Source organism: Plantibacter sp. VKM Ac-2885 (genome assembly GCF_015351205.1).
Lineage (GTDB): Bacteria > Actinomycetota > Actinomycetes > Actinomycetales > Microbacteriaceae > Plantibacter > Plantibacter auratus.
In genome coordinates this window covers 392,307-416,672 of sequence record NZ_JADKSK010000001.1, presented here as the reverse complement: position 1 = coordinate 416,672, position 24,366 = coordinate 392,307, and the positions used below count along the sequence as shown (strand labels likewise).

The 24,366-nt window shown below is 70.1% G+C and carries 19 protein-coding genes; 10 read left to right on the top strand and 9 right to left on the bottom strand.

What is annotated here, in order from left to right; translation table 11 throughout:
• Positions 1 to 3: 3 nt before the first annotated feature.
• From ITJ66_RS01945 to ITJ66_RS01915, 7 genes are all read right to left on the bottom strand, one after another.
• On the bottom strand, positions 4 to 756 hold the full coding sequence (locus ITJ66_RS01945; protein ID WP_064295403.1) for an SDR family NAD(P)-dependent oxidoreductase: 753 nt from the start codon (positions 754 to 756) through the stop codon (positions 4 to 6).
• A 221-nt stretch (positions 757 to 977) separates the two neighbouring features.
• On the bottom strand, positions 978 to 1,850 hold the full coding sequence (locus tag ITJ66_RS01940) for a phosphogluconate dehydrogenase C-terminal domain-containing protein (protein WP_085511306.1): 873 nt from the start codon (positions 1,848 to 1,850) through the stop codon (positions 978 to 980).
• Positions 1,847 to 2,644 carry a sugar phosphate isomerase/epimerase gene (locus ITJ66_RS01935; RefSeq protein WP_194643102.1) on the bottom strand — a complete coding sequence of 266 codons (798 nt, stop codon included), beginning with the start codon at positions 2,642 to 2,644 and terminating at the stop codon, positions 1,847 to 1,849. Before ITJ66_RS01935 ends, ITJ66_RS01940 begins: the two co-directional genes overlap by 4 nt.
• On the bottom strand, positions 2,641 to 3,471 hold the full coding sequence (locus tag ITJ66_RS01930) for a triose-phosphate isomerase family protein (protein WP_194643100.1): 831 nt from the start codon (positions 3,469 to 3,471) through the stop codon (positions 2,641 to 2,643). The genes ITJ66_RS01935 and ITJ66_RS01930 overlap by 4 nt, the downstream gene beginning before the upstream one ends.
• Positions 3,471 to 3,941 (bottom strand): ribose-5-phosphate isomerase, encoded by a 471-nt coding sequence (locus ITJ66_RS01925; RefSeq protein ID WP_064295405.1) that lies wholly within the window; start codon positions 3,939 to 3,941, stop codon positions 3,471 to 3,473. The genes ITJ66_RS01930 and ITJ66_RS01925 overlap by 1 nt, the downstream gene beginning before the upstream one ends.
• Entirely contained in the window at positions 3,938 to 5,716 is a 1,779-nt protein-coding gene (locus tag ITJ66_RS01920; protein WP_194643097.1) for a dihydroxyacetone kinase family protein, read from the bottom strand. Before ITJ66_RS01920 ends, ITJ66_RS01925 begins: the two co-directional genes overlap by 4 nt.
• On the bottom strand, positions 5,713 to 7,092 hold the full coding sequence (locus ITJ66_RS01915; RefSeq protein ID WP_240043985.1) for an MFS transporter: 1,380 nt from the start codon (positions 7,090 to 7,092) through the stop codon (positions 5,713 to 5,715). Before ITJ66_RS01915 ends, ITJ66_RS01920 begins: the two co-directional genes overlap by 4 nt.
• A gap of 206 nt (positions 7,093 to 7,298) precedes the next feature.
• Here ITJ66_RS01915 and ITJ66_RS01910 point away from each other — a divergent pair, with 206 nt between their 5' ends.
• Positions 7,299 to 8,036, top strand: coding sequence for a FadR/GntR family transcriptional regulator (locus ITJ66_RS01910; RefSeq protein ID WP_064295407.1), 738 nt, complete (start codon positions 7,299 to 7,301; stop codon positions 8,034 to 8,036).
• 247 nt (positions 8,037 to 8,283) lie between these two features.
• Here the strand turns inward: ITJ66_RS01910 and ITJ66_RS01905 are convergent, their stop codons facing one another.
• Positions 8,284 to 8,883, bottom strand: a complete 600-nt coding sequence (locus ITJ66_RS01905; RefSeq protein WP_194643095.1) for an NAD(P)H-dependent oxidoreductase — start codon at positions 8,881 to 8,883, stop codon at positions 8,284 to 8,286.
• A 39-nt stretch (positions 8,884 to 8,922) separates the two neighbouring features.
• On the opposite strand from ITJ66_RS01905, the gene ITJ66_RS01900 reads away from it, so the two are divergent.
• Together ITJ66_RS01900 and ITJ66_RS01895 are read left to right on the top strand one after the other, a co-directional pair.
• Complete coding sequence (locus ITJ66_RS01900; RefSeq protein WP_191940056.1) at positions 8,923 to 9,336, top strand: hypothetical protein; 414 nt, start codon at positions 8,923 to 8,925, stop codon at positions 9,334 to 9,336.
• 36 nt (positions 9,337 to 9,372) lie between these two features.
• Positions 9,373 to 10,503, top strand: coding sequence for a VanZ family protein (locus ITJ66_RS01895; RefSeq protein ID WP_192018973.1), 1,131 nt, complete (start codon positions 9,373 to 9,375; stop codon positions 10,501 to 10,503).
• A 96-nt stretch (positions 10,504 to 10,599) separates the two neighbouring features.
• Here the strand turns inward: ITJ66_RS01895 and ITJ66_RS01890 are convergent, their stop codons facing one another.
• Complete coding sequence (locus ITJ66_RS01890) at positions 10,600 to 11,160, bottom strand: TetR/AcrR family transcriptional regulator (protein ID WP_228501437.1); 561 nt, start codon at positions 11,158 to 11,160, stop codon at positions 10,600 to 10,602.
• A gap of 247 nt (positions 11,161 to 11,407) precedes the next feature.
• Here ITJ66_RS01890 and ITJ66_RS01885 point away from each other — a divergent pair, with 247 nt between their 5' ends.
• The 7 genes from ITJ66_RS01885 to ITJ66_RS01855 all read left to right on the top strand — a co-directional run bounded on the left by ITJ66_RS01885 (position 11,408) and on the right by ITJ66_RS01855 (position 24,116).
• Complete coding sequence (locus ITJ66_RS01885; protein WP_194643093.1) at positions 11,408 to 12,928, top strand: ABC transporter substrate-binding protein; 1,521 nt, start codon at positions 11,408 to 11,410, stop codon at positions 12,926 to 12,928.
• Between the two features lie 159 nt (positions 12,929 to 13,087).
• Complete coding sequence (locus ITJ66_RS01880; protein ID WP_085511322.1) at positions 13,088 to 14,029, top strand: ABC transporter permease; 942 nt, start codon at positions 13,088 to 13,090, stop codon at positions 14,027 to 14,029.
• Positions 14,026 to 15,885, top strand: coding sequence for a dipeptide/oligopeptide/nickel ABC transporter permease/ATP-binding protein (locus ITJ66_RS01875; RefSeq protein WP_137242779.1), 1,860 nt, complete (start codon positions 14,026 to 14,028; stop codon positions 15,883 to 15,885). Before ITJ66_RS01880 ends, ITJ66_RS01875 begins: the two co-directional genes overlap by 4 nt.
• Entirely contained in the window at positions 15,882 to 16,733 is an 852-nt protein-coding gene (locus ITJ66_RS01870; RefSeq protein WP_064295413.1) for an ATP-binding cassette domain-containing protein, read from the top strand. The genes ITJ66_RS01875 and ITJ66_RS01870 overlap by 4 nt, the downstream gene beginning before the upstream one ends.
• A 248-nt stretch (positions 16,734 to 16,981) precedes the next feature.
• Entirely contained in the window at positions 16,982 to 19,459 is a 2,478-nt protein-coding gene (locus ITJ66_RS01865; protein WP_194643091.1) for a beta-glucosidase, read from the top strand.
• On the top strand, positions 19,456 to 22,284 hold the full coding sequence (locus tag ITJ66_RS01860) for a family 78 glycoside hydrolase catalytic domain (protein WP_194643089.1): 2,829 nt from the start codon (positions 19,456 to 19,458) through the stop codon (positions 22,282 to 22,284). Before ITJ66_RS01865 ends, ITJ66_RS01860 begins: the two co-directional genes overlap by 4 nt.
• A gap of 89 nt (positions 22,285 to 22,373) precedes the next feature.
• Entirely contained in the window at positions 22,374 to 24,116 is a 1,743-nt protein-coding gene (locus tag ITJ66_RS01855; RefSeq protein ID WP_194643087.1) for a DUF5605 domain-containing protein, read from the top strand.
• Positions 24,117 to 24,366: the final 250 nt, after the last annotated feature.

Below are 24,366 nucleotides of genomic sequence, written 5' to 3'. Positions count from 1 at the left end.
GGCTCAGAGGCTCGTCATGCCGCCGTCGACCCGGAAGGTCGCGCCGGTGGCGAAGCTCGACTCGTCGCTGGCGAGGTACACCATGATGCCCTCGACGTCCGAGGCCTGGCCGGGACGACCGAGCGGGATGCGCCCGACGATCGCGGCGCGGGACTCGGGGTCACCGGAGATCGCGGTGACGAGCGGGGTCTCCGTGTAGCCGGGGACGACGGTGTTCACGCGGATCCCCTGATCGGCGTAGGCCGCGGCGACGGTCCGGCCGAGGCCGTGGATCCCGGCCTTCGTGGAGCTGTACGCCGTGAAGTCGGCGCCCTCGCCGTTGAGACCGGTCGGGCTGCCCGTGAGGATGATCGAGCCGCCCCGGCCGAGCATGGCGCGGACGGCGTGCTTCGTCGTGAGGAAGGTGCCGGTGAGGTTGATGTCGACCGTGCGCTGCCAGACCTCGAGGTCGAGGTCGGCGATCTTCGCGTCCTGGCCGAAGAGCTGTACGCCGGCGTTCGCGACGACGACGTCCGGGGTCTTGCCGGCTGCGTCCATGACCGCGAAGGCGGCCTCGACACTCGCTTCGTCGGCGATGTCGAGTCGGACGGCGATGGCGGTCGGGAAGGGAGCCGCCGCATCGCGGGCGGCCTGGATGTCGCGGTCGGAGAAGACGACGGCGGCGTCCTCTCGCGCGAACCGTTCGGCGACCGAACGTCCGATCCCCGATCCGGCACCCGTCACGAGCGCGGTCTTTCCTGCAAGTCGTCCAGTCATCGTCGCCTGTCTCTCGTGCGGTGTTGCGGGGGTGGTGTCGCGGGTGTCGCAGTGGCTGTCGCGGGTGGTGCATCGGATCGTCTGCAGCCTATCCGGCACAACCGGTTGACCGCATGTGACGTTCGCAATTCAGGACGGCCGCGGCGCGCCGACCCGGATCGGGGGTGGAACGGGCCGACGCGCCGGGCACGTCCTGAATTGCGAACAGTCGGGGAAGTGGGTTACCGCTCGATCTTGTCGAGGTGGAGCATGGCGGCGAGGTTCTTGTCGAGCTCGTCGTCCTGGAAGACCTTCTTCCAATCGTCCTTGATGATCGCGCTGCGGCCGTAGTCCATGGCGATGAGGCACGCGTCGGAGAACGGGTTGTCGCCCTTGAGCGAGTTCGCGAGGGCGACCTGCGTGTGGCCGAGGAGGATCGCACGAGCGGCCGGCTCCGGCACGCCCATGGTGTTGACGGCCTCGTCGAGCGACTCCTTGAGGAGCGCACCGATCATGCAGGCGATCGTCTCCACGAGGGTCGGCTCGAGCTGCGCGAGCTGCTTGACCGTGACCCAGTGGACCTCGCCGACGGGCGCGAAGATCGCCCGGACGACGGCCTCGACCTGCGCCTGCTTCTCAGCGTCGTCGGACTCGATCGCCGCGATGGCGTCCTGGAGGGCGGCGATGCCACCGAAGGTGTCCGCGTACTCCTCGGGCGTGTGGCGCTCGACGAAGACGGAGGGGTGGCAGGGGTGCGTGACGGCCTGGATGACGTCGTCGCGACGCGTCAGCAGACCCGCGTACGCTGCGGCCGGGTCGAGCGTGAGGAGCACGGCGCCCGACTTCATGAGCGGGACGACGCCGGCGGACACGGCCTTCAGGGCGAGGTCCGGGACGGCGAGGATGACGACGTCGGCGTCGGTGACGGCCGCGTCGGTCTCGGTGAGCTCGCGACCGGCCTCGGTCACGCGCTCCTGGCCGGCGGGCGAGACCTCGCTGTAGAAGACGTTGTGGCTGGTCTTCACGAGGTTGTTGGAGACGCGCATGCCCATCTTGCCGCCCGCGCCGATGACGGCGATGGTGAGCTGGTCCGCGACGGTGGTGGTGTCGGTCATGATCTTCCTTCTCTCAGGTACTGCAGGTTGTGTGCGGTCCACGTGCGCTCGAGCTCGATCGTCTCCGTGATGGAGTCGCCGAGCGGGAGCCAGTGTTCGATGATCTGGTTGACGCCGCGCTCGTCCGGTCGGACGACGGCGGTGAGGGCTGGGTAGTCGAGCAAGCCGGTGCCGAGCGGGGCACCCTCGAGGGTGAAGCCGACCCAGCCACCCCGCCGGGTGAACGCGAAGTCCTTGACGTGGATGTTGCGGACGTACGGAGCGGTGCGCTCGATGACGTCACTCGGGTGCTCGAGCCGGGCAACGGTGTTGGCGGGGTCGAGGCAGATGCCGAGGTTCGGGTGGTCGACGGCGGTCACGAGGTCGACGAGCTCCTGCGACGACAGCTGCTCGTAGGTCTCGAGTGCGATCGTCACGCCGGCCGCCTCGAACGCCGGGAGCACCGCGCGGAGTCGATCGACGGCCTCGGCGTGGGACGGCCGGTCGTCGCCGGAGGTGGCCATGCTGCGCAGGAGCTTCGCGCCCAGCAGGGTGGCGATGCGGAGGAAGCGTTCGAGGTGCACGACCGCGATCCCCTTCGTCCCGAGTTCGAGGGTGACCCCGAGCTCACGCGCGACCTCGGCGATCCGACGCAGCTCATCGTCGGACATCGACTCGATGCGGGCGTCATCGCAGATCTGGAAGAGCTCGACGCCGGCGTCGGCCGTGCGCTCGATCATGCCGATGACGCTCAAGCGCTCGGGTGCGAGCTCGGAGCCCTCCCAGAAGAAGGTGTAGGTGCCGAAGCCGATCATGCTGTCCTCGGTCCCTGAGCCTGTCGAAGGGTGCCATCCTGAGCCTGTCGAAGGGCCTCGTCGAGGACGGCCTCGAGCGCCGCGACGTCGTGGGCGAAGCGTCCGAGGAACACGCCGTCGACGTCGTCACCGAGGGCGGTCAGCAGACCGGGACCCGCACTGCCGCCGTAGATCACGGAGCTGCCGACCCGGTCGGGACGCTCGGCGATCGATTGCTTCAGGATCGCGCCGACGGCTCGCACGTACTCGGCAGACGCGGGTTCAGCCGCACCGATCGCCCACACGGGCTCGTACGCGACGATCACCGGTCCCGCCACGGCATCGGCGAGGGCGGAGTCCAGCTGGCGCACGCACTCCGTCGCAGCCGCCTCGGGCGTCGTGCGCTCGACCTCGCCGATGCAGAGCACGGGCGAGATGCCATTGCGGAGGGCGGCTGCGGTCTTCTCGGCGACGACCTCGTCGGTCTCGCCGAAGAGCGAACGGCGCTCCGCGTGGCCGACCTCGACCACGGCGACGCCGACCTCGGCGAGCTCGGGACCGCCGACCTCACCGGTGAACGCGCCACGGTCAGCGCTCGCGAGGTCCTGTGCTCCGACCAGCACGCCCGTCCCGGCGAGGGCCGCCACCGACGGCGCGACCGCGAGGTAGCCGGGGATGACGAACAGTCGCACGCGACCATCGACCACGGCCTCGTGCCGACGGGCCACGGCGCCCACCTGCTCGATCCACTCGAGGGTCTGCGCGTGGCCGAAGTACATCTTCAGGCTCACACCGACCACGCGGGGCGCGGTCGACGTGGGCACGGCCGACGGGGACGGGGTGGTCATCAGCAGGAGCCCGTCGCCTCGTACTCACCGATGACGGCGACCTTCTCGGCGCTCGCGCTGGTCTCGTCGAAGCGGTAGGTGAGCCACTCGCGGACGAGGCGGCGGGCGAGCTCGATGCCGATGACGCGCTGGCCCATCGTCAGGACCTGCGCGTTGTTGCTGAGGACACCGCGCTCGACGGAGAAGCTGTCGTGTGCCGTGACGGCGCGGATACCGGCGACCTTGTTGGCGGCGATCGCGACGCCCAGACCGGTGCCGCAGAAGAGGAGCGCGCGGTCGGCCTGGCCGGACGCGACGAGCTCCGCGGCGGCGATCGCGACCCGCGGGTAGGCGGTGTGGCCATCGGCGTCCACGCCCACGTCGACGAGCGAGGCGACGCCGTCGTGCTGCTCGAGGTCGCGCTTGACGATCTCCTTGTAGTCGAACCCGGCGTCATCCGAGCCGATGACGATGCGCAGCTGATCGGTCATGCGTGTACTCCTTCGTTGGTGGTGGTGGTGCTGTCTGGCGCGGTGGTGCTGGCGGCGCGCTCGAGGACGGGGACGATCGCCGTGACGATCAGGCCGAACGAGTAGGCACCGGCGTCGACGGTACCGAGACTCTTCTCGGCGTGCGGACGGGCGCGGCCCATCTTCGGCAGGAGGTCCGCGGTCTCGGCGGCAGCGGTGGAGGCAGCCGCAGCGGCGATCGTCCAGGCGGCGACGAGGTCGGAACCGTCGGCGACGGCTGCACTCAGGGTGGTGGTGAACGGCACGAGCGCGTCGACCATCGTCTTCTGTCCGACCTCGGCCTTGCCGAACGACATGATGCCGTCGACCGCGGCCTGCACGCCGGTCGCGACGTCGGTGCGGCCTGGTGCGACCTCGTCGCCGAGGGCGGTTCCGACCGAGCGGAGCGCGAGGCCCCACAGGGCGCCGGAGGTGCCGCCAGCGCGGTCCGCCCAGGCGTCGCCGGCCAGGTGCAGGACGGTGTGGGCACCGGCCCCGGCATCGGCGGCGGCGTGCGCGGCGGTGACGGCGGCACGAGCACCGCGCTGCATGCCGATGCCGTGGTCGCCGTCACCCGCGACGGCGTCGATCCGTCCGAGCTCCTCGACGTTCGTGTCGATGACCTGGACGAGCGCGTCGAGGGCCTCGACCACGACCGCGGCGGCGGCCCGGGACGCGTCGGTGGACTCGGGGATCTCGGCAGCCGTCTCGGCGACGAGCTCCGAGGGGTCGAGCTGCTCGGCCGCTGCGACGACGCCCTTGCGGTAGGCGGGGGTGTCGGCACCGGCAGCCCAGAAGCCCTCGAGCTCCTCGTCCAACCAGAAGAGCGTGAGCGAGACGCCGGCCATGTCGAAGCTCGTGACGAGCTCGCCGACCTCGGGATCGACGATCTCCACCCCTGCGGCCTCGAGCTGCGCCGCGACCGCACGGTAGACGACGAACAGTTCCTCGTACTTCACGGAGCCGAGCCCGTTGAGGATGACGCCGACGCGAGCGCCCGTGGCTTCGGAGACACCCTCGGGCAGTTCCGCGAGCAGCGAGGAGACGAGCAGGGTGGCGAGTTCATCGGCCGTCGGCACGTCGGTCTCGTCGATGCCGGGCTCGCCGTGGATGCCCATGCCGACCGCCATGCGACCCTCGGGCACGGTGAACAGCGGCTCGGTCGCGCCCGGCAGGGTGCAGCCACTGAACGCGACGCCGAAGGATCGGGTGCGCTCGTTCGCGTGGGTGGCGACGCGGACGACCTCGTCGAGGTCGTAGCCCGCCTCGGCCGCGGCGGCAGCGGACTTGAAGACGGTGAGGTCGCCCGCGATACCGCGACGCTTGTGCTTCTCGGCGAGGGGCGCGCTCGAGATGTCGTCGGTGACGGCGACGCTGCGGGTGGGGATGCCCGCCGCGTTCAGCGCGTCCTGCGCCTGGGTGAAGTGGAGCACGTCGCCCGCGTAGTTGCCGTAGCTCAGGAGGACGCCGCCGCCACGCTGCGCCGCCTTCGCGACCGACTCGACCTGGTGGGCGGACGGCGACGCGAACAGGTTGCCCATCGCCGCGCCATGAGCGAGGCCCTGGCCGACGATGCCGCCGAACGCCGGGTAGTGGCCGGAGCCTCCGCCGATGACGAGCGCGACCGTGCCCTCGGGCGTCCGGGTGCTCCGGACGACGCCACCGGTCACGCGCCGGACCTGGTTGCGGTTCGCGGCGACGAAGCCGTCGATCATCTCGTCGGCGAAGTCCGCCGGATCGTTGACGAGGCGTGTCATCGGGTCTTACCCGTGAGGTCGTCGTGCGAGACGCGCAGCTCGCGAGAGCTCCGCTGCTTCGAGAGGATCACCATGAGCGTCGCGGAGATCATCATGAAGCCACCGACGATGAACATCGGGACGACGTACTGCGGGGTGTCGCCGACCTTGGTGAGGTCCGCGACGGCACCAGTGATGTACGGCGCCGAGAACCCGGCGAGGTTGCCGACCGTGTTGATGAGCGCGATGCCTGCAGCCGCTGCCGCACCGGTGAGGAACTGCGTGGGCAGCGTCCAGAAGTTCGGCAGCGCGGCGAAGATCGCCATGGCGGTGACCGCGATGATCGCGATGGTGAGGGCGGGCGAGTTGGCGAAGAGCGCGAGCGGGATGCTCACGGCGCCGACGATCGCGGGGATCACGATGTGCCAGGTCTTGAGACCACGACGCGTCGCGTCACGAGACCAGAAGTACAGGGCGATGGCGGCCGGCACGTACGGGATCGCCGTGATGAGGCCCTTCTGCATGACGTTGAACTCGACGCCGAAGCTGGCCTGGAAGCCCTCGATGATCGTGGGGAGGAAGAAGCCGAGCGCGTAGAGGCCGTAGATGAAGCCGAAGTAGATGAACGCGAGCATCCAGACACGACCGCTCGTGAACGCGTGCTTGAGGCTGACGTGGCCCTGCTTCTGCTCCGTGGTGGCCTTCTCGTGGGCCAGGGCCGCCGTGAGCCAGACCTGCTCCTCGGTGGTCAGCCACTTGGCGTCCGCGGGGCGGTCCTTCAGGTAGAACCAGGCGATGACACCGATGAGGATGGCCGGGAGACCGACGCCGAGGAACATGAACCGCCAGCCCTCGAGGCCGAAGAACACGCCGTGCTGGCCGATGAGCCATCCGGCGAGGGGTGCGCCGATGACGGTGGTGAGCGGCTGCGCCAGGTAGAAGAGGGCGAGGATCTTGCTGCGGTGCTTGGCCGGGACCCAGAGGCTCAGGAAGAGGATCGCGCCGGGGAAGAAGCCGGCTTCGGCCACACCGAGCACGAATCGGAGGATCGCGAGCTGCTCGAAGTTGGCGACCCAGGTGAACAGGACCGCGACGATGCCCCAGGTGACCATGATGCGGGCGAGCCAGCGGCGGGCACCGAACTTGTTGAGCGCGAGGTTGCTTGGCACCTCGAGCAGGATGTAGCCGATGAAGAACACGCCGGACGCGAAGCCGAACTGGGCGGCGGAGAGCGCGAGGTCCTCGTTCATGCCGTTGGGGGCGGCGAAGCCGATCGCGGTGCGGTCCAGGTAGTTGATGAAGAACATCAGCGCCACGAACGGCACGAGACGGATCGAGACCTTCCGGATGGCTGATCGCTCGACAGCCGGATTGGCCGCGGGGGCGGTGGTGTCCACTATGACTCCTCGGGTGGGCGGCATCGATGCCGCGGGCAGGGCGTGGTCCGGGCCGGACCGGAATGAACGATACATCAACCGGTTGACCAATTCAAGCATCGCTGGTCCCCCGAGCACCCCTCCCGGTCCCTGAAGCACCCCACCCGGTCCCTGAAGCACCCCTCCCGGTCCCTGAGCTTGTCGAAGGGCCGCGATACAGTGAACCCATGCCTGCGTTCCCGGATCGGCCGACCGACGACATCTCGTCCAGCCTCGGACCGGTCGCCGTGGGATCCGCCGTCTCCGCCGTCGCGAAGCGCCTGCTCGACCACTTCACCAGCGGCGAGATCGCCCCGGGGACCCGCCTCCCACCGGAACGTCAGCTCGCCGCGTCCCTCGGCATCGGGCGCTCAGCCGTCCGCGAGGCACTCGCGGCGCTCGAGATCCTCGGCGTCGTCGACGTCCGCCCGGGCAGCGGCACCTACCTCCGCGGCAGTGTCTCCGAGCTCCTCCCCGAGACGCTCAGCTGGGGCCTCATGCTCGGCGAACCACGGACCCGCGAACTCATCGAGGTGCGCGGGCAGCTCGAGGTCTTCGCCGCCGGCCTCGCCGCGACGCGCATGGACGACATGGCGCGCAACCGGCTCCGCAACCACCTCACCGCGATGAGCGAGGCGGGTGCCAACCGCACCAAGTTCATCGAAGCCGACCTCAAGTTCCACCTGGAGCTGGCCTCGGCCACCGGCAACCGCGTGCTGTCCGACCTCCTGCAGAGCATTCGCTCGCTGCTCCGCATCTGGGTGGAGCGCGGCATCCACGAGGACGTCGACGCACAGCGCGCCTTCGAGGAGCACGAGGCCGTCTACGAGGCGATCATGTCGGGCGACCCCGCCGCGGCCACGGCCGCGATGCAGCACCACATGGACACCGCGACCGAGCGCCTCAACCGCACCCTCACGGCGTAGCACTTCGACAGGCTCAGTGACCGGGGTTCGGCTCAGTGACCGGGGTTCGGCTCAGTGACCGGGGTTCGGCTCAGTGACCGGGGTTCGGTTCAGTGACCGGGGTTCGGTTCAGTGACCGGGGTTCGGCTCAGAGACTGGATCCCGTCCGGGGCCGCACTTCGACAAGCTCAGTGACCGGAGGGGGCTACTCAGTGACCGGGGTTCGGCTCAGTGACCGGGTCCGGTCCCTGAGCTTGTCGAAGGGCGCTCAGGCGCGGATCGCTCCGACGACCGCGTCCACCGCGGCCTCCACCGCCCGCGTCCGCGCATCGGCGTCCTCGCCCTCCGAGTCGTGGACGAAGGTCGTCACGCCGCGGCGAGCGCCGCAGAAGTCGACGATGCCGTGTTCGAGCTGCGTCCGCATCGCCTGCTCGTAGCCGTGGCGGTCGTACACCCCGGCGTCGTCACCAGCGATCGGCACGAGGTGCACGCGCAGGCGGTCGAGCTTCCGGACGATCCCGCCGTCCGCGTCGAGGCCGAACGCCCAGCCGTTGACGAACACGCGGTCGAACCAACCCTTGAGGAGTGCGGGCGCCGACCACCAGTACACCGGGAAGACGAGCACGAGGTCGGTGGCCCGGTCGAGCCGCTCCTGCTCGGCGGCCACGTCCGGGGTGAAGTCACCGCCGACGCGGTAGGTGTGACGGTCGGCGAGCGTGTACCGCGGGTCGAAGCCCTCCGCAGCCAGGTCCGCGACCTCGACGCTGGTCGAGTCCGAGGTCGATCGCAGCTCCTGGGCAAGCCGCTGGGCGAGGTGATGGGTGAGGGAGTCGGGGTCGGGATGGGTGGTCACGATGAGCGTCGGCACACTCCATCATCGCGGGTATCCACGTTCTACACTCGTCCCATGGGGAGGATCCGAGAGCGCTGGCGACCATCCGGGATCATCACCATCGCCGTGATCTCACTGCTCGGCCTCGGGGTGATCGCCGTCGCCGTCATCGCCATGATCACGGAACTCTGGGGGCAGCCGCTGTTCGACACGACCGGTGTCGCTCGCCCCAAACCGGTGTGGATGGCATGGATCGGCGCCGTCGTCGCCATCCTCGGAGGGGCCTCACTCTTCCTCACCGGCACCGGCTACCTCATCCGGGTCGCACGAGGGCTCGTACCGCGAGTACCTCCGACCCGCGAGGACAGGGACGTCCGGAGGCTCCGTCGCAAACGGGAGTATGACGCGCGCAAGCATGCTCGACGCACGGCACGTGACCGGGTCGCGCAGGCCCCTCCGCAGGATGACCGGGGTCCGTCCGCCGACTGATGCCGACGGCGCGGCGAGCGCCCTACAGTTGTCGGAATGAGCGGATGGACATGGCAGGCGTGGGTCGGACTCGTCGGCGGCACGCTGATCTTCTTCGCCGTCCTCGGCCCGATCCTGCTCGTGCAGCTCCGTCGCTACGGCCAGATGTCGCTCCCCCGGGTGATCGGCGCTGCGGCGGTCAGTGTCTACGCGGTGGCCCTCGTGGCGTACACGCTGCTGCCGCTGCCGGACGAGCGCGCGAACTGCAGCACGGCCCACGGAGCACTCGAGCTGATCCCGGGGCACTCGATCGGGGACATCGCACGGGAGACCGCCGGGCTCTCCGTCCTGAGCACCCTGACGAGCCACGCGTTCCTCCAGGTCGTCCTGAACGTGATCCTGTTCATCCCGTTCGGCGCCATCGCGCGGCGGTACTGGAACCGCGGGCTCGGTGTCTCCATCCTGCTCGGGGCGCTCGTCTCCCTCCTGATCGAGTCGACGCAGTACACGGGCATCTGGGGCTTGTACGAATGCGCCTACCGGGTGGCCGACGTTGACGACGTGATCACGAACACGGCCGGTGCCGCGATCGGAGCACTCATCGCTCCGATCGTCCTCGGGTGGATGCCGAGCGCGCGAGCCCTTCGTGCCACTCGCGACCGGGCGCGACCCATCACCGTCTGGCGACGCTGGTTCGGCATGGTGCTCGACGCGTTCGCCGTGAACCTCTCGATCACGGTGCTGTCGCTCGTGTTCGTCGTCCCACGCGTCCTGCTCACGGGAGCGACCGGGACCGCCAACGACCCGACGCTGCCCGAGGTGCTCAGCATCGGCGCGGGCACGGTCGTCCTCGTCATCGTCCTGCCGGCGCTCATCGGGAGCGGGGCGTCGCTCGGGCAGCGCCTCGTCTGGCTCGCTCCGCAGTGGTCGGACGGCCGTGGATCGGCGGCCCGCCGCCTCTACCGCGGGTCCGTCGTGGCCCTGCCGTACATCGCCACGACGACCGCCGCGCAGATACCCGACGCCACCAGCGGCCTCACCCAGACGATCGTCGGGATCATCGGGATCCTCAGCTTCATCATCGTCACCACGGCCGTCGTCTCCGTACCGTTCACCCGGCACCGCCGCGGCGTCTCGTACGTCTCCGTCGGCGCGGACCTGCGCGACGCCCGCACGACCACGCCGTAGCGCGACAGCAGGAGATCAACGCCGGAGCAGGACCCACTCGCTCGAAGGCGCCTGTCCCCAGGCGGATCTCCTGCTGCCGCGCCGGCCGCTCGGCGCCTAGAGCTCGGAGCCGAGGAGCCCCGACAGGAAGGCGTGGAGCTCGTCCGCCATGTCGACCGACTCCGGTGCGAGCAGCCACTGCACCTGCAGGCCGTCCATGAGCGCGAGGGTCATGAAGGCCGCGCTGGTGGTGGGGAAGTCGGCCCGCACCCGTCCTGCGGAGACGAGCAGCCCGAAGGTGCGCTCAAGCCGCCCGCGCGTGCCCTCGTAGCGCTCGACGAAGTAGTCGTGCGCCGGGTGGTCGGGCGACGTCGCCTCCGCCGAGAGCGTGCAGTAGAGCGCGACCACGCCGGGCACGGAAGCGTTGTAGCGGGCGAGTGCGACCAACCCCCGGAGCGTCTCGATCGGGTCATCGCCGTCCATCGGCACGAGCGTCGCCGAGAGGTCGTCGCGGTGGGAGAGCACGGCGGCGAGCAGCGCGCTCTTGTTCGGGAAGTGGTGCAGGAGTCCGGCCTCGCTCATCCCCACCTGCGCGGCCACCTCCCGAAGCGAACCCGCGCGGTATCCCCCGTTGGCGAAGACGGCGAGCGCGGCGTCGAGGATCGCGACGCGCTTCATACCGGTTTTCGCATATGCACCGCGGGGCTTCCCCTGCGGCTTGTTCCCGGTCTTGACCGATGTCATCGGACGACCTCCCCCTTCGGACGGCTTCACGATAGCGCGTTCCCCGTCGAACGCCGCGGCCTGGTCGTGATCCAACTGTGACATGGCCGAAAACAAAAAGCTAGTGACCACTCGGGTTTCATGCTAGCGTCCTCAATCACCAGCGATCCGATGAGGGATTGCTCACAGCGAATGGACAAAGATGTTCCGATGGAAGACGACCGCAGCCGTCGCGGTCACCGCTGCTGCACTCGTGCTCACCGGATGCTCCGGTAGCACCTCCGGCTCTGACAGCGGCTCCGGTGGCACCCTGATCCTGGGTGCGATCACTCCCCCCACCACGTTCGACCCGGCCGGCTCCGAGTGGGGCAACCGCTCGCCCTTCTACCAGGCCGTCTTCGACACCCTGCTCGTCGCCACCGCCGACGGCGAGATCGTCCCGTCGCTCGCGACCTCCTACGAGTACAACGACGACAACACCGTCCTGACGCTCAAGATCCGCGACGACGTCACCTTCACCGACAAGTCGAAGCTCACCGCCGACGTCGTCAAACAGAACCTCGAGCGCTTCAAGACCGGCACCTCCCCCGACGCCGGGTACTTCGCGGGCGTCGCCTCCGTCGAGGCACCCGACGACACCACCGTGGTCATCACCCTGAGCGCGCCGGACCCGGCCATGCTCAACTACCTCACCCGCGACCCCGGCCTGATCGCCAGTGCCGAGTCGTTCGACAGCCCCGACCTCGCCACCAACCCGGTCGGCTCCGGACCGTACGTGCTCGACACGGCCGCGACCGTCACCGGCACGAGCTACAGCTACACCGCGAACCCCGACTACTGGAACAAGGACTGGCAGCACTACGACAAGCTGACCATCAACGTCCTCCAGGATGCGACCGCCGGCCTCAACGCCGTCAAGTCGGGCGAGGTCAACGGCATCAAGCTCGCCAACAACGACAACCTCGCCGAGGTCGAGGGCGCCGGCTGGACCGTCAACGCCAACGAGCTCGACTTCCAGGGCATGCTCCTCCTCGACCGCGCCGGCACGATGAAACCGGCGATCGCCGACGTCCGCGTCCGCCAGGCCATCAACTACGCGTTCGACCGCCCTGCCTTGCTCAAGGCGCTGCAGAACGACAACGGCACGGTCACGGGTCAGGTCTTCCCGGAGAACTCCCCCGCCTACGACAAGTCGCTCGACGACCGCTACGGCTACGACCCCGAGAAGGCCAAGGAGCTGCTCGCCGAGGCGGGTTACGCCGACGGCCTGACGCTCTCGATGCCCTCTTCCACCGTGCTCGGCGCCACCACCTACACGCTGATCTCGCAGCAGCTGGCCGACGTCGGCATCACCGCCGAGTACACGGACCCGGGCAACAACTTCATCGCCGACCTCCTGGCCCCGAAGTTCCCCGTCTCCTTCATGGCGCTGGAGCAGAACCCGGACTGGCAGCTCATCCAGTTCATGATCGCCCCGAACGCCGTCTTCAACCCCTTCAAGTACGACGACCCGAAGGTCGACGAGTACATCAAGCAGATCCAGTACGGCGATGAGGCGACGCAGGGCAAGGTCGCCAAGGAACTCAACGCCTACATCGTCGAGCAGGCCTGGTTCGCCCCCTTCTACCGGGTGCAGGGCAGCTTCGCGACGGACGCCAACACGACCGTCAAGATGATCCCGACGAACGCGTACCCGTCCATCTACGACATCCAGCCGAAGTAGTCCGCTGATCCTGAGCCGGTCGAGGGGTTCGCCCGTCGACCGGCTCAGGGACCGGGACCGGCCGGCCGCACGTCGGTTCGACCCCGGCCCGCCCGAGTGCCCAGCGCTCGGGCGGGCCGGCCCCAACACCTCTCACTCACCCACTTCCTGGAGTGACCCATGCTCGGATTCATCCTCAGACGCCTGGTGTCCGGCGTCGTCCTCATCTTCGTGATCTCCGTGATCGCGTACTCCCTCCTCTACCTCGGCGGCGGCGACATCGCCCGCCGGATCCTCGGCCAGAGCGCCACCACCGAGACCGTCGCGAAGAAGGCCGCCGAACTCGGCCTCGACCGCCCGCTTCCGGTGCAGTACCTCGATTGGATCACCTCCGCCTTCCAGGGCGACCTCGGCCGCTCGTGGTTCACCGGCCAGCTCGTCTCCTCCGGCGTCACCGGCCGCCTCGCCGTCACCCTCTCGATCGTGCTCGGCGCGACCATCATCGCCGCGATCGTGTCCGTCATCCTCGGTGTCCTCGCCGCCCGTCGCGGTGGATGGATCGACAATGTCGTCCAGTTCATCTCCGTCATCGGCTTCGCGATCCCCAGCTTCCTCATCGCGCTCGTGCTCGTCATCACCTTCGCGATCAACCTGCGCTTGTTCAAAGCAACTGGATACATCCCGATCACCACGTCCTTCTCCGGCTGGGTCGCCTCGGTGACGCTGCCGATCATCGCCCTCGCGATCGGCGCCATCGCGACGGTCTCGCAGCAGGTGCGCGGTTCCGTCGTCGACGCGATGTCGAAGGACTACGTCCGGACGCTCCGCAGTCGCGGGCTCGGCACGGGCCGCGTCATCTACAAGCACGTGCTGCGGAACGCCGGCGGCCCGGCTCTCGCCGTCCTCGCCGTGCAGTTCATCGGCCTCCTCGGCGGCGCCGTCATCATCGAGCAGATCTTCGCCCTCCCGGGCATCGGTCAGCTCGCCGTGCAGGCCACGACCCAGGGCGACATCCCCATCGTCATGGGGGTCGTCATCGCGACGGCCATCATCGTCGTCGTCGTCAACCTGCTCATCGACCTCGCGCAGGCTGCGCTCAACCCGAAGGTGCGACTGTCATGACCGCCATCGAAACCCCGCTCACCGTCCCGACCCCGCAGGTCCGCGTCAACCTCCTGCGTCGGCTCCTCAAGCGCCCGATCGGCGCCGCGTCCCTCGTGTTCCTCGTGCTCATCGGGGTCGTCGCGATCCTCGGACCGCTCATCGCCCCGCAGGACCCGAACCTCGCGTCCCTGCAGCAGGTCTTGGCGCCTCCGAGCGCCGACCACCTCCTCGGAGCGGACAGCGCCGGGCGCGACGTGTTCTCCCGCCTGCTCGCCGCCACCCAGATCAGCGTCGCCGCAGCGCTCCTCGCCCTCGTCGTCGCCATCGTCATCGGGGTCGTCGCCGGGCTGATCGCCGGGTACTACCAGGGCTGGTTCGACTCCGTGTCGTCCTGGTTCACGGGCCTCATCATGGCGCTGCCCGGAATCGTCGTCCTGCTCGCCGCCCGCGCCGTCCTCGGCCCGTCGGTCTGGATCTCGATGGCGATCTTCGGCATCCTGCTCTCGCCCTCCTACTTCCGCCTCGTCTACGCGGCGGTCACGGCCGTCCGCTCGGAGCTCTACGTGGACGCCGCCCGGGTCTCGGGCCTCAGCGACCCGCGCATCATCGGCAAGCACATCCTCTCCGTCGTCCGCGCACCGATCATCATCCAGTCGGCGATCATCGCGGGCATCGCCATCGCGATCCAGTCCGGCCTCGAGTTCCTCGGTCTCGGCGACCTGTCGGTGCCGACCTGGGGTTCGATGCTCAACGACGGCTTCACGAACATCTACAAGGCACCGATTCTCATGGTCTGGCCGTCGCTCGCGATCGCGCTCACCTGCATCGCGCTCACCCTGCTCGCCAACGCGATGCGCGACGAGCTCGAGCGCACCGTGTCCGTCCGTCGGCGCCGTCGCAAGATCGTGACGACGTCGAAGACGGGCTCCAACACGATCGTCACGCAGTCGATCAGCACCTCCGGGATCAGCGAGGACGAGATCGTCGGCGTCCCGCCCATCCGCCACGACGACGACGCCCGCGCCTCCGCTCGCGCCGAGGAGCTCGTCCTCAGCGTCCGCGACCTCCGCGTCGGCTACGACCAGGAGGGCGGCCGGGTCACCGAGGTCGTCCACGGCGTCGACCTCGACATCCGCAAGGGCGAGGTCCACGGCCTCATCGGTGAATCCGGCTCGGGCAAGACCCAGACGGCGTGGGGCGTCCTCGGACTCCTGCCCCGCGGCGGCCGGGTCACCGACGGCACGATCCGCTACGAGGGCACCCGACTCGACACCCTCGGGGAGCGCGAGTACACGGCCATCCGCGGCAAGCGCATCGGCTACATCCCGCAGGAGCCGATGTCGAACCTCGACCCGGCGTTCACGATCGGCAGCCAGCTCGTCGAACCCCTGCGCGTCACCCTCGGCCTGAGCAAGAAGGAGGCGACGGACAAGGCACTCGCCCTGCTCGAGCGGGTCGGCATCCCGAACCCCAAGCGCACCTTCGCCGCGTTCCCGCACGAGGTCTCGGGCGGTATGGCGCAGCGTGTGCTCATCGCCGGCGCCGTCTCGACGGACCCGGACATCATCATCGCCGACGAGCCCACCACGGCCCTCGACGTGACCGTGCAGGCGGAGGTCCTCGACCTGTTGCGGGACCTCCAGGCGGAGCGCCACATGGCGATGCTCCTCGTGACGCACAACTTCGGGGTGGTCGCCGACCTCTGCGACCGCGTCTCGGTCATGCAGAACGGTCTCATCGTGGAGACCGGGCCGGTGCGCTCGATCTTCAACCACGCACAGCACCCGTATACGCAGTCGCTGCTCGGCGCGATCCTCGACGAGGGTCCCGCCCGACCGGCACTCGCGACGAACCTGACAGGAGAGACCCGATGACGTCGTCACTGCTCGAGGTGAAGGACCTCGAAGTCGAGTACCCGGGCAAGGGGTTCCGCGCCCAGTCGTTCAAGGCACTCAAGGGCGTGTCGATCGACATCAAGCCCGGTGAGACCGTCGGCCTCGTCGGCGAGTCCGGCTCCGGCAAGACCACACTCGGTCGCGCCGTGCTGGGCCTCGCCCCGGTCACCGGCGGCAGCATCCGCTACCGCGACCAGGAGATCGGGCACCTGAAGCGCAAGGAGCGCCGGGCGCTGAGCTCGGAGATCCAGGTCGTGTTCCAGGACCCGTACTCCTCGCTCAACCCCTCGCTCACGATCGAGCAGATCCTCACCGAGCCGCTCACCGTCCGCGGCGTTTCCGGCGCCGACGCCCGCAAGCGCGTCGGATCCCTGCTCGACCAGGTGCAGCTGCCGACCGGCGCGGCCTCACGGCTCCCCCGGGAGTTCTCGGGCGGCCAGCGGCAGCGCATCGCGATCGCCCGGGCGCTCGCCCTCGATCCGAAGCTCATCGTGTGCGACGAGCCCGTGTCGGCCCTCGACCTGTCGACGCAGGCGCGGGTCCTCGACCTCTTCATCGACATCCAGGAACAGACGGGCGTCGCCTACCTGTTCATCTCGCACGACCTCGCGGTCGTCCGGCACATCAGCCACCGCGTGGCGGTCATGTACCACGGCGAGATCGTCGAGTCCGGTGACGGCGACCAGGTGACGGCGCACCCGGCCCACCCCTACACGCAGCGCCTGTTCATGGCGGCACCGATCCCCGATCCGGACCGCCAGGAGGACCGCCGGGTGGAGCGACGCCGCCTCATCGACGAGCAGCGTGCGGCGGAGTCCGCCGCCTGACCGTCGCTTCGACCGCCCGGTCGGCCGGGGCCAGGAACCTGGCCGGCCGGGCGCACCACCCACACCATCCGGTCCCTGAGCTTGTCGAAGGGCCCACATCCGGTCCCCGAGACCCACATCGGTCCCTGAGACCCACAACCGGTCCCTGAGACCCACAACCGGTCCCTGAGACCCACATCCGGTCCCTGAGACCCACCATCCGGTCCCTGAGCTTGTCGAAGGGCCACCCCAGAACGGACTCACATCGCATGACCATCACCACCCCCCGGCACGCCGCCGCCACGAAGCCCGTCGACACCGCGGCGATCGGCGCCCTCGTCGCCCGGCTCGACCTCGAGGAGAAGGTCGCGCTCGTCTCCGGCGCCGACTTCTGGACCACGGTCCCGCTCGAGAAGATCGGCCTCCGCGCCATGGTCCTGTCCGACGGCCCGGCCGGCGTCCGCGGTCCGCTGTGGGACGAGCGCTCGCCGTCCATCAACCTCCCGTCAGCGACCGCGCTGGCCTCCTCGTGGGATCCGTCGCTCGCCTACCGATACGGCGCCGTCGCCGCGGCCGAGGCCCGCCGGAAGGGCGTCGACGTCGTCCTCGGCCCGACCATCAACCTCCACCGTTCCCCGCTCGGCGGGCGGCACTTCGAGGCGTTCAGCGAGGATCCGGAACTGACCGGATCGCTCGCGGCCGCCTACGTCAGCGGCCTGCAGGACAACGGCGTCGCCGCGACCCCGAAGCACTACGTCGCCAACGATTCCGAGACCGACCGCTTCACGGTCGACGTGCACGCGAGCGAGCGCGCCCTCCGCGAGCTCTACCTCGCGCCGTTCGAGCGCACGGTGACCGAGGCCGGCACCTGGGCGATCATGAGCGCCTACAACTCCGTCGACGGCGTCACGATGAGCGAGAACGACCTCCTGGAGACGCCGCTCAACTCGGAGTGGGGCTTCGACGGCGTCGTCGTCAGCGACTGGACCGGCGTCCGCAGCCTCGGCTCGGCACCGGCGTCGCAGGACCTCGCCATGCCCGGCCCCGCTCCCGCATGGAGCGCGGCCCTCGTCGAGGCCGTCCGCGACGGCCGCGTCGCCGAAGCCGACGTCGACCGCAAGGTCGCCCGACTCCTCGCCCTCGCGGTCCGTGTCGGTGCCCTCGGCGAGGAAGCGCTGGCGCCGGCCCCGGTCGACGGGGTCGCCTTCTCCCGCGAGGCCGAGACCGAGGGCGTCGTGCTGCTCGACAACGACGGCACGCTCCCCCTCGACGCCGCCGCGCTCACCCGCGTCGCCGTCATCGGGCACAACGCCCGCGACTCGCGCACCCAGGGCGGTGGCAGCGCGACGGTCCTCCCCGAGCACACCGTCAGCCCGCTGGAGGGACTCCGACTCGCGCTCCCCGAGGCGACGATCGACTACGCCGTCGGCGCGATCGTGCAGGAGGGCGTCGCCGAACTCCCGCTTGAGCGCCTCACCAATCCGCGCACGGGTGACCCCGGTCTCGTCGCCACGTTCCTCGACGCCGACGGTGTGGAACTCTTCACCGAGGACCGCCGGTCCACCGCGCTCGTCTGGTTCGGTGGCGACGCCCCGGTCACCACGGCGTCGCAGCTCGTGCTCACCACCACGTACACGCCGGAGGCCACCGAGCAGCTGCGACTCGGCTTCGCCACGGGGCTCCACGGCCGGCTCTTCGTCGACGGCGTCCTCCTCGTCGACGAGCAGCCCGTGGTCGTCGGGAACGACCTCGGCGCGGCGCTGCTCGCCCCGCCGTCGGCGACGGGGGCGTTCGCCGCCCAGGCCGACGTCGCCGTCGAACTCCGCGCGGAGTTCGACCTCTCCCCGAGCGAGAACGGTCTCGGCGCGATCAGCGTCACCGTCGGTCGCGCTCCCGACGACTCCGACCCCGACGCCCTCATCGCCCAGGCGGTCGAGGCGGCCCGCGCGGCCGATGTCGCCGTCGTGGTCGTCGGCACGAACTCGAAGGTCGAATCGGAGGGCTGGGACCGCAGCGATCTCACCCTCCCCGGCCGTCAGGACGAGCTCGTCCGGGCCGTCGCCGCTGTGAACCCGCGCACCGTCGTGATCGTCAACTCCGGTGCCCCGGTCCTGCTCCCCTGGAGCGACGAGGTCGCCGCCGTGCTCCTCGGTTGGTTCGGCGGGCAGGAGATGGGCAACGCCCTGACCGACGTGCTCCTCGGTGTCGCCGAACCCGGTGGTCGCCTCAGCACCACCTGGGCTGCAGCGCTCGACGACGTCCCGGTGCTCGACGTCACCCCGGTGGACGGCGTGCTCCGCTACGAGGAGGGCATCCACATCGGCTACCGCGCGTGGCTCCGCTCAGCTGCCACGCCCGCCTACTGGTTCGGCCACGGGCTCGGGTACACGAGCTGGTCCATCGACGATGGCGAGATCTCGGGTGGCGTCGCCTCCGACAGCGCCCGCGTCTCCGGGACCGCGACGAACACCGGCGACCGCGCCGGCAAGCACGTCGTACAGGTGTACGCGGAGCGACCGGACTCCTCGGTCGACCGCCCCGTGCGCTGGCTCGTCGGATCGGCCGTCGTCCGCGCGGGCGCCGGCGAATCGGTCGCCTGGGAGGTCGCGCTGCCGGCCCGGGTCTTCGCCCACTGGGCGGACGGCTGGCAGGTCGAGCCAGGCGACGTCACCCTCCGGATCGGATCGTCCGTCGTCGACCTCGTGCAGGAGCACGTCGTCACCATCGCGGCAGGGACCTCCCGATGACCACGCACGTCGCGCGGATCGGGCGGCTGCGGGCGGAGACCCGCGACGACAGCCCCGCGGTTGCAACACCGACGCCTCGGTTGAGCTGGACCGTCGAGACCTCGGCTTCAGACTGGGTGCAGGCCTGGGCCGAGCTCCGGGACGGCAGTGGTGCGACGGCGCGCGTCGAGGGCCGCGACTCCGTCCTCGTCTCCTGGCCGTTCACCCCGCTCGCCCCGGACGAGGTGCGCACCGTCGAGGTCCGTGCCGCGTCGACCGCGGGTGAGGAGACACCCTGGAGCGAGCCGACCGTCGTCGAGGCCGCGTTCCTCGCCGACGGAGCCTGGACCGCCCACTTCATCGGTCTCGCGGCGCCCGAGCGTCCGGCGCAGCCGATCCGTGTGCGCCGCACCTTCACGGTCGGCGGGCCCGTCCGTCGCGCCCGGCTGTTCTGGACCGCGCTCGGTGCCGCGGAACCGCAGCTCAACGGGGTTTCTGCCTCGGACGACGTCCTCTCCCCCGGCTGGACCGCCTACGGCGACCGCCTCGTGCACGAGACCGTCGACGTCACCGCGCTCGTCGAGCCAGGCGAGAACGTCCTCGCCGCGACCGTCGCCGGCGCCTGGTACACCGAGCGCTACGGGTTCTTCCAGTTCGCCGAGCGGATCTACGGCGACCAGCCACGCTTCGCCGCCCAGCTGCAGCTCGACTACCTCGACGGGACGACGGAGACGCTCGTCACCGATGCGAGCTGGTCGGCGGCCGACGGTGCCGAGCTCGTCGACAGCGGCATCTACGCCGGCGAGGCGATCGACACCACCCTGGCCGAACCCGGCTGGTCGACGACGGCGTTCGACGCGTCCACCTGGGCCCCGGCCCTCGTCGACGACGCTGCGCACCCGGTGCCGGAGGCCCGCATCGCCGCGCCCGTCCGTCGCATCGAGGAGCGCGCGGTGGCGGACGTGCTCACCTCGCCGTCCGGCGCGACCATCCTCGACTTCGGCCAGAACCTCGTCGGCCGCCTCCGGCTCACCGTCGCCGGCCCGCGGGGCACGACGCTCACGCTCCGGCACGCCGAGGTCCTCGACGAGGGCGAACTCGCCCTGCGTCCCCTCCGCAACGCCGCGGCCACCGACCACGTCACGCTCTCGGGAGACGGCGAGCAGACGATCGAGCCCCGCTTCACCTTCCACGGCTTCCGCTACGCGCAGATCGACGGCTGGCCGGGCGCGTTCGACCCGGCGTCGGTCACCGCCGTCGTCCTCCACAGCGACCTCACGCGCACGGGTTGGTTCTCCTCCTCGCACGAGCTGCTCGACCGCCTCCACGAGAACGTCGTCTGGGGCATGCGCGGCAACTTCCTGAGCATCCCGACCGACTGCCCGCAGCGCGACGAACGGCTCGGCTGGACGGGTGACCTGCAGGTCTTCGCCCCGACCGCGAGCTTCCTCTACGACAGCTCCGCCTTCCTCGACTCCTGGCTGCGCGACCTCGCGCTCGAGCAGGGACACCAGGACGGTGTCGTCCCCATGGTGGTCCCGGCCGCGTTGTCCGGATTCGCCGGCGGCGGGCCGACCGCGGCCTGGGGCGACGCCGCGACCGTCGTGCCGTGGGTGCTCCACGAGCGCTACGGCGACCTCGGGATCCTGCGCGAGCAGTACCCGTCGATGCGTTCCTGGGTGGAGGCCGTCCTCCGGGTGAGCACCGACGGTCTCTGGTCGAACACCTTCCAGCTCGGCGACTGGCTCGACCCGAGCGCGCCGCCGGACCAGCCGGCGAAGGCCAGGGTCGACTCGGACATCGTCGCGAGCGCCTATCACGCGCGATCCCTCCGGATCCTCGCCGACACCGCCGAGCTCCTCGGGGAGACGGCGGACGCCGAGCGGTACGGCGACTTGGCCGAGCGGAGTCGGGCGGCCTTCACCGCCGAGTACGTGACGCCCGCCGGCCGGATGATGTCCGACGCGCCGACCGCCTACGCCCTCGCCCTGCGGTTCGACCTCGTCGACGACCCCGCCCTGCGGCAACGCCTCGCGGACCGCCTCGCCGACCTCGTGCGCGCCGACGGCTACCGCATCGGCACCGGTTTCGTGGGGACGCCGCTCATCACCGACGCACTCGCCGACGGCGGACACCTCCGCGCGGCCGGCCGCCTCATGCTCCAGACCGAGAACCCGTCCTGGCTCTCGCCCGTCACCAAGGGCGCGACCACGATCTGGGAGCGTTGGGACAGCCTGCTCGAGGACGGCTCGGTCAACCCGGGCGAGATGACCTCGTTCAACCACTACGCGCTCGGCGCCGTCGCCGACTGGCTGCACCGCACCGTGGCCGGACTCGCCCCCGCGGCTCCCGGCTACCGCGAACTCCGGATCGCACCGCGGCCGATCGACGGACTCGACCACGCCGAGGCCCGACATGTCACGCCCTACGGCGAGGCATCGGTGGCGTGGCGGCGCGACGGGTCGTCCCTCCGGGTGTCGGCGGTCGTGCCGCCGAACACGACGGCGACGGTCGCACTGCCGGGTGCCGCGGAGAAGACGGTCGGGTCCGGTCGCCACGACTGGACGATCGAGGCCACGGACGCCGGCTCGAGTGCCGATGACGACATCACGCTCGGCCTCGACTCGCCGCTCTCCGAGATCATCGACCGACCTGCCGCGTACGACGCCCTCCTCAGCTCGGTGGGTGCCCACGATCAGGCCAAGGCCGACGACATCCGCCGCGGCACCCAGTGGAGTCGGGGTCGGACCGTCCGTCAGCTCCTCATGTTCACGCCGCCGTCGATGCTCGACGAGGTGGACGCGGCGCTGTCCGCAGCCACTCCGGCACCAGGAGTTGCGCGATAACCCCCACTCGACTGTTCCACGTGCAACACTCGCACCGCCCGCACCAGTAGCACCCGCCGCCGACCCGCTCGGCTGATCACAGGAGATCCATGTTCGACCGCAGTTCCGCCTTCGGAGACGTCATCGAGAGCCCCGCGGGTCGCACCGTCCTCGAGCAGTTCCTGCCCGGCATCGCCGCGTCGCCGATGGCCAAACAGTTCCGCAGCATCCGGCTCGGGCAGCTGTCGGCGATCGTGCCGGAGCTGCAGGACGACGCGGCGAAGGATCGTCTCTGGGCGGCGCTCGCACAGGTCGACGACGGTCCCGACGCCCGCGCCCCCTACGGCGCCGCGATCGAGCCCGCTCCCGACTACGAGGGCCAGGACGTCCCGCGCGGCTCGGCGACCCTGACGGTCCCCGGCGACGTCCCGCAGTACGGCGTCGTGGAGATCCGGCTGGACGGGCCGTCGCACGGCAACCCGTTCGTCGACGTGGAACTCGGCGCGACGTTCACGAACGGCGCACGCGAGCTCACCGTCGGCGGGTTCTACGACGGCGACGGTCGGTACCTGGTGCGCCTCCTCGCCGAGGAGCAGGGCGAGTGGTCGTTCACCACGACCTCGACCGCACGATCGCTCGACGGCGTCTCGGGTACGTTCACCGTGTCGTCCGCGGCGACGGGCAGCCACGGCCCGGTGCGCGTCGACGGCTTCCACTTCGCCCACGCCGACGGCACCCGCCATCGCCCGCTCGGCACGACCGCCTACGCCTGGACGCACCAGCCCGAGGAGCTGCAAGAAGAGACCCTCCGCGCCCTCGAAGCCTCGCCGTTCACGAAGATCCGCATGTGCGTGTTCCCGAAGTCGTACCTCTACAACGCGAACGAGCCGGAGACGTTCCCCTTCGTCGGCTCGCTCGCCGACGGGTTCGACCACGAGCGCTTCGACCCGGCCTACTGGGCGAACCTCGAGCGGCGCATCACCCAGCTCGGCGCGCTCGGCATCGAAGCGGACCTCATCCTCTTCCACGCCTACGACCGCTGGGGCTTCGCGGACCTCGGTCCGGCCGTCGACGAACGGTACCTCCGCTACGCCGTCCGCCGGCTCGCCGCGTTCGCGAACGTGTGGTGGTCGATGGCGAACGAGTACGACCTGCTCTGGGCGAAGACGAACGACGACTGGGAGCGTCTCGCGGCGGTCGTCGGCGCGGAGGACCCGCACGGCCACCTCAACTCCATCCACAACTGCCAGGGGTTCTACGACTACACGAAGCCCTGGATCACGCACTGCAGCGTGCAGCGCGTCGACGTCTACCGGACCGCGGAGAACACCGACGCCTGGCGCGAGCAGTGGGGCAAGCCGATCGTCATCGACGAGTGCGCCTACGAGGGCGACATCGACCAGGGCTGGGGCAACATCACCGGCGAGGAGATGGTGCGACGGTTCTGGGAGGGTGCGATCCGCGGCGGCTACGTCGGCCACGGCGAGACCTACCTCAACGACCGGGAGGAGCTGTTCTGGTCGAAGGGCGGGCCGCTCATCGGTTCGAGTCCCGACCGCATCGCGTTCCTGGAGCGCATCTCGGCGGAGTCCCCGACGGGTGTCCTCGACCCGCTGCCCGGCGACTGGGACGTGCCGTGGGGCGGAGTCTCCGGCCGCTACGTCATCGGCTACTTCGGCTTCAACCGGCCGCGGTTCCGCAACGTCTTCCTCCCCGAGGGCGAGTTCCACGTCGACGTGCTCGACACCTGGAACATGACGGTCGAGACCCTCCCCGGCACGTACACCGGTACGGTCCGGGTCGACCTGCCCGGTCGCCAGTTCATGGCGGTCCGCCTCCGCCTCGTGGAGTAGCCGCCCCCGGCCGCCGGGCCCGGCTTGTCCGGTCACCGGGCCCACCCTTCCCGGGCACTGAGCCTGTCGAAGTGCCGAGCAACCTTCCCCGCTCGCTGGCCCACCGGCCACCGGTCACTGGGCCCACCCTCCCCCGGTCACTGAGCCTGTCGAAGCGCCGAGCAACCCTCCCCGCTGACTGGGCCCATCCGCCACCGGTCACTGGGCCCACCGCCACCGGTCACTGGGCCACCCTCCCCGGTCACTGAGC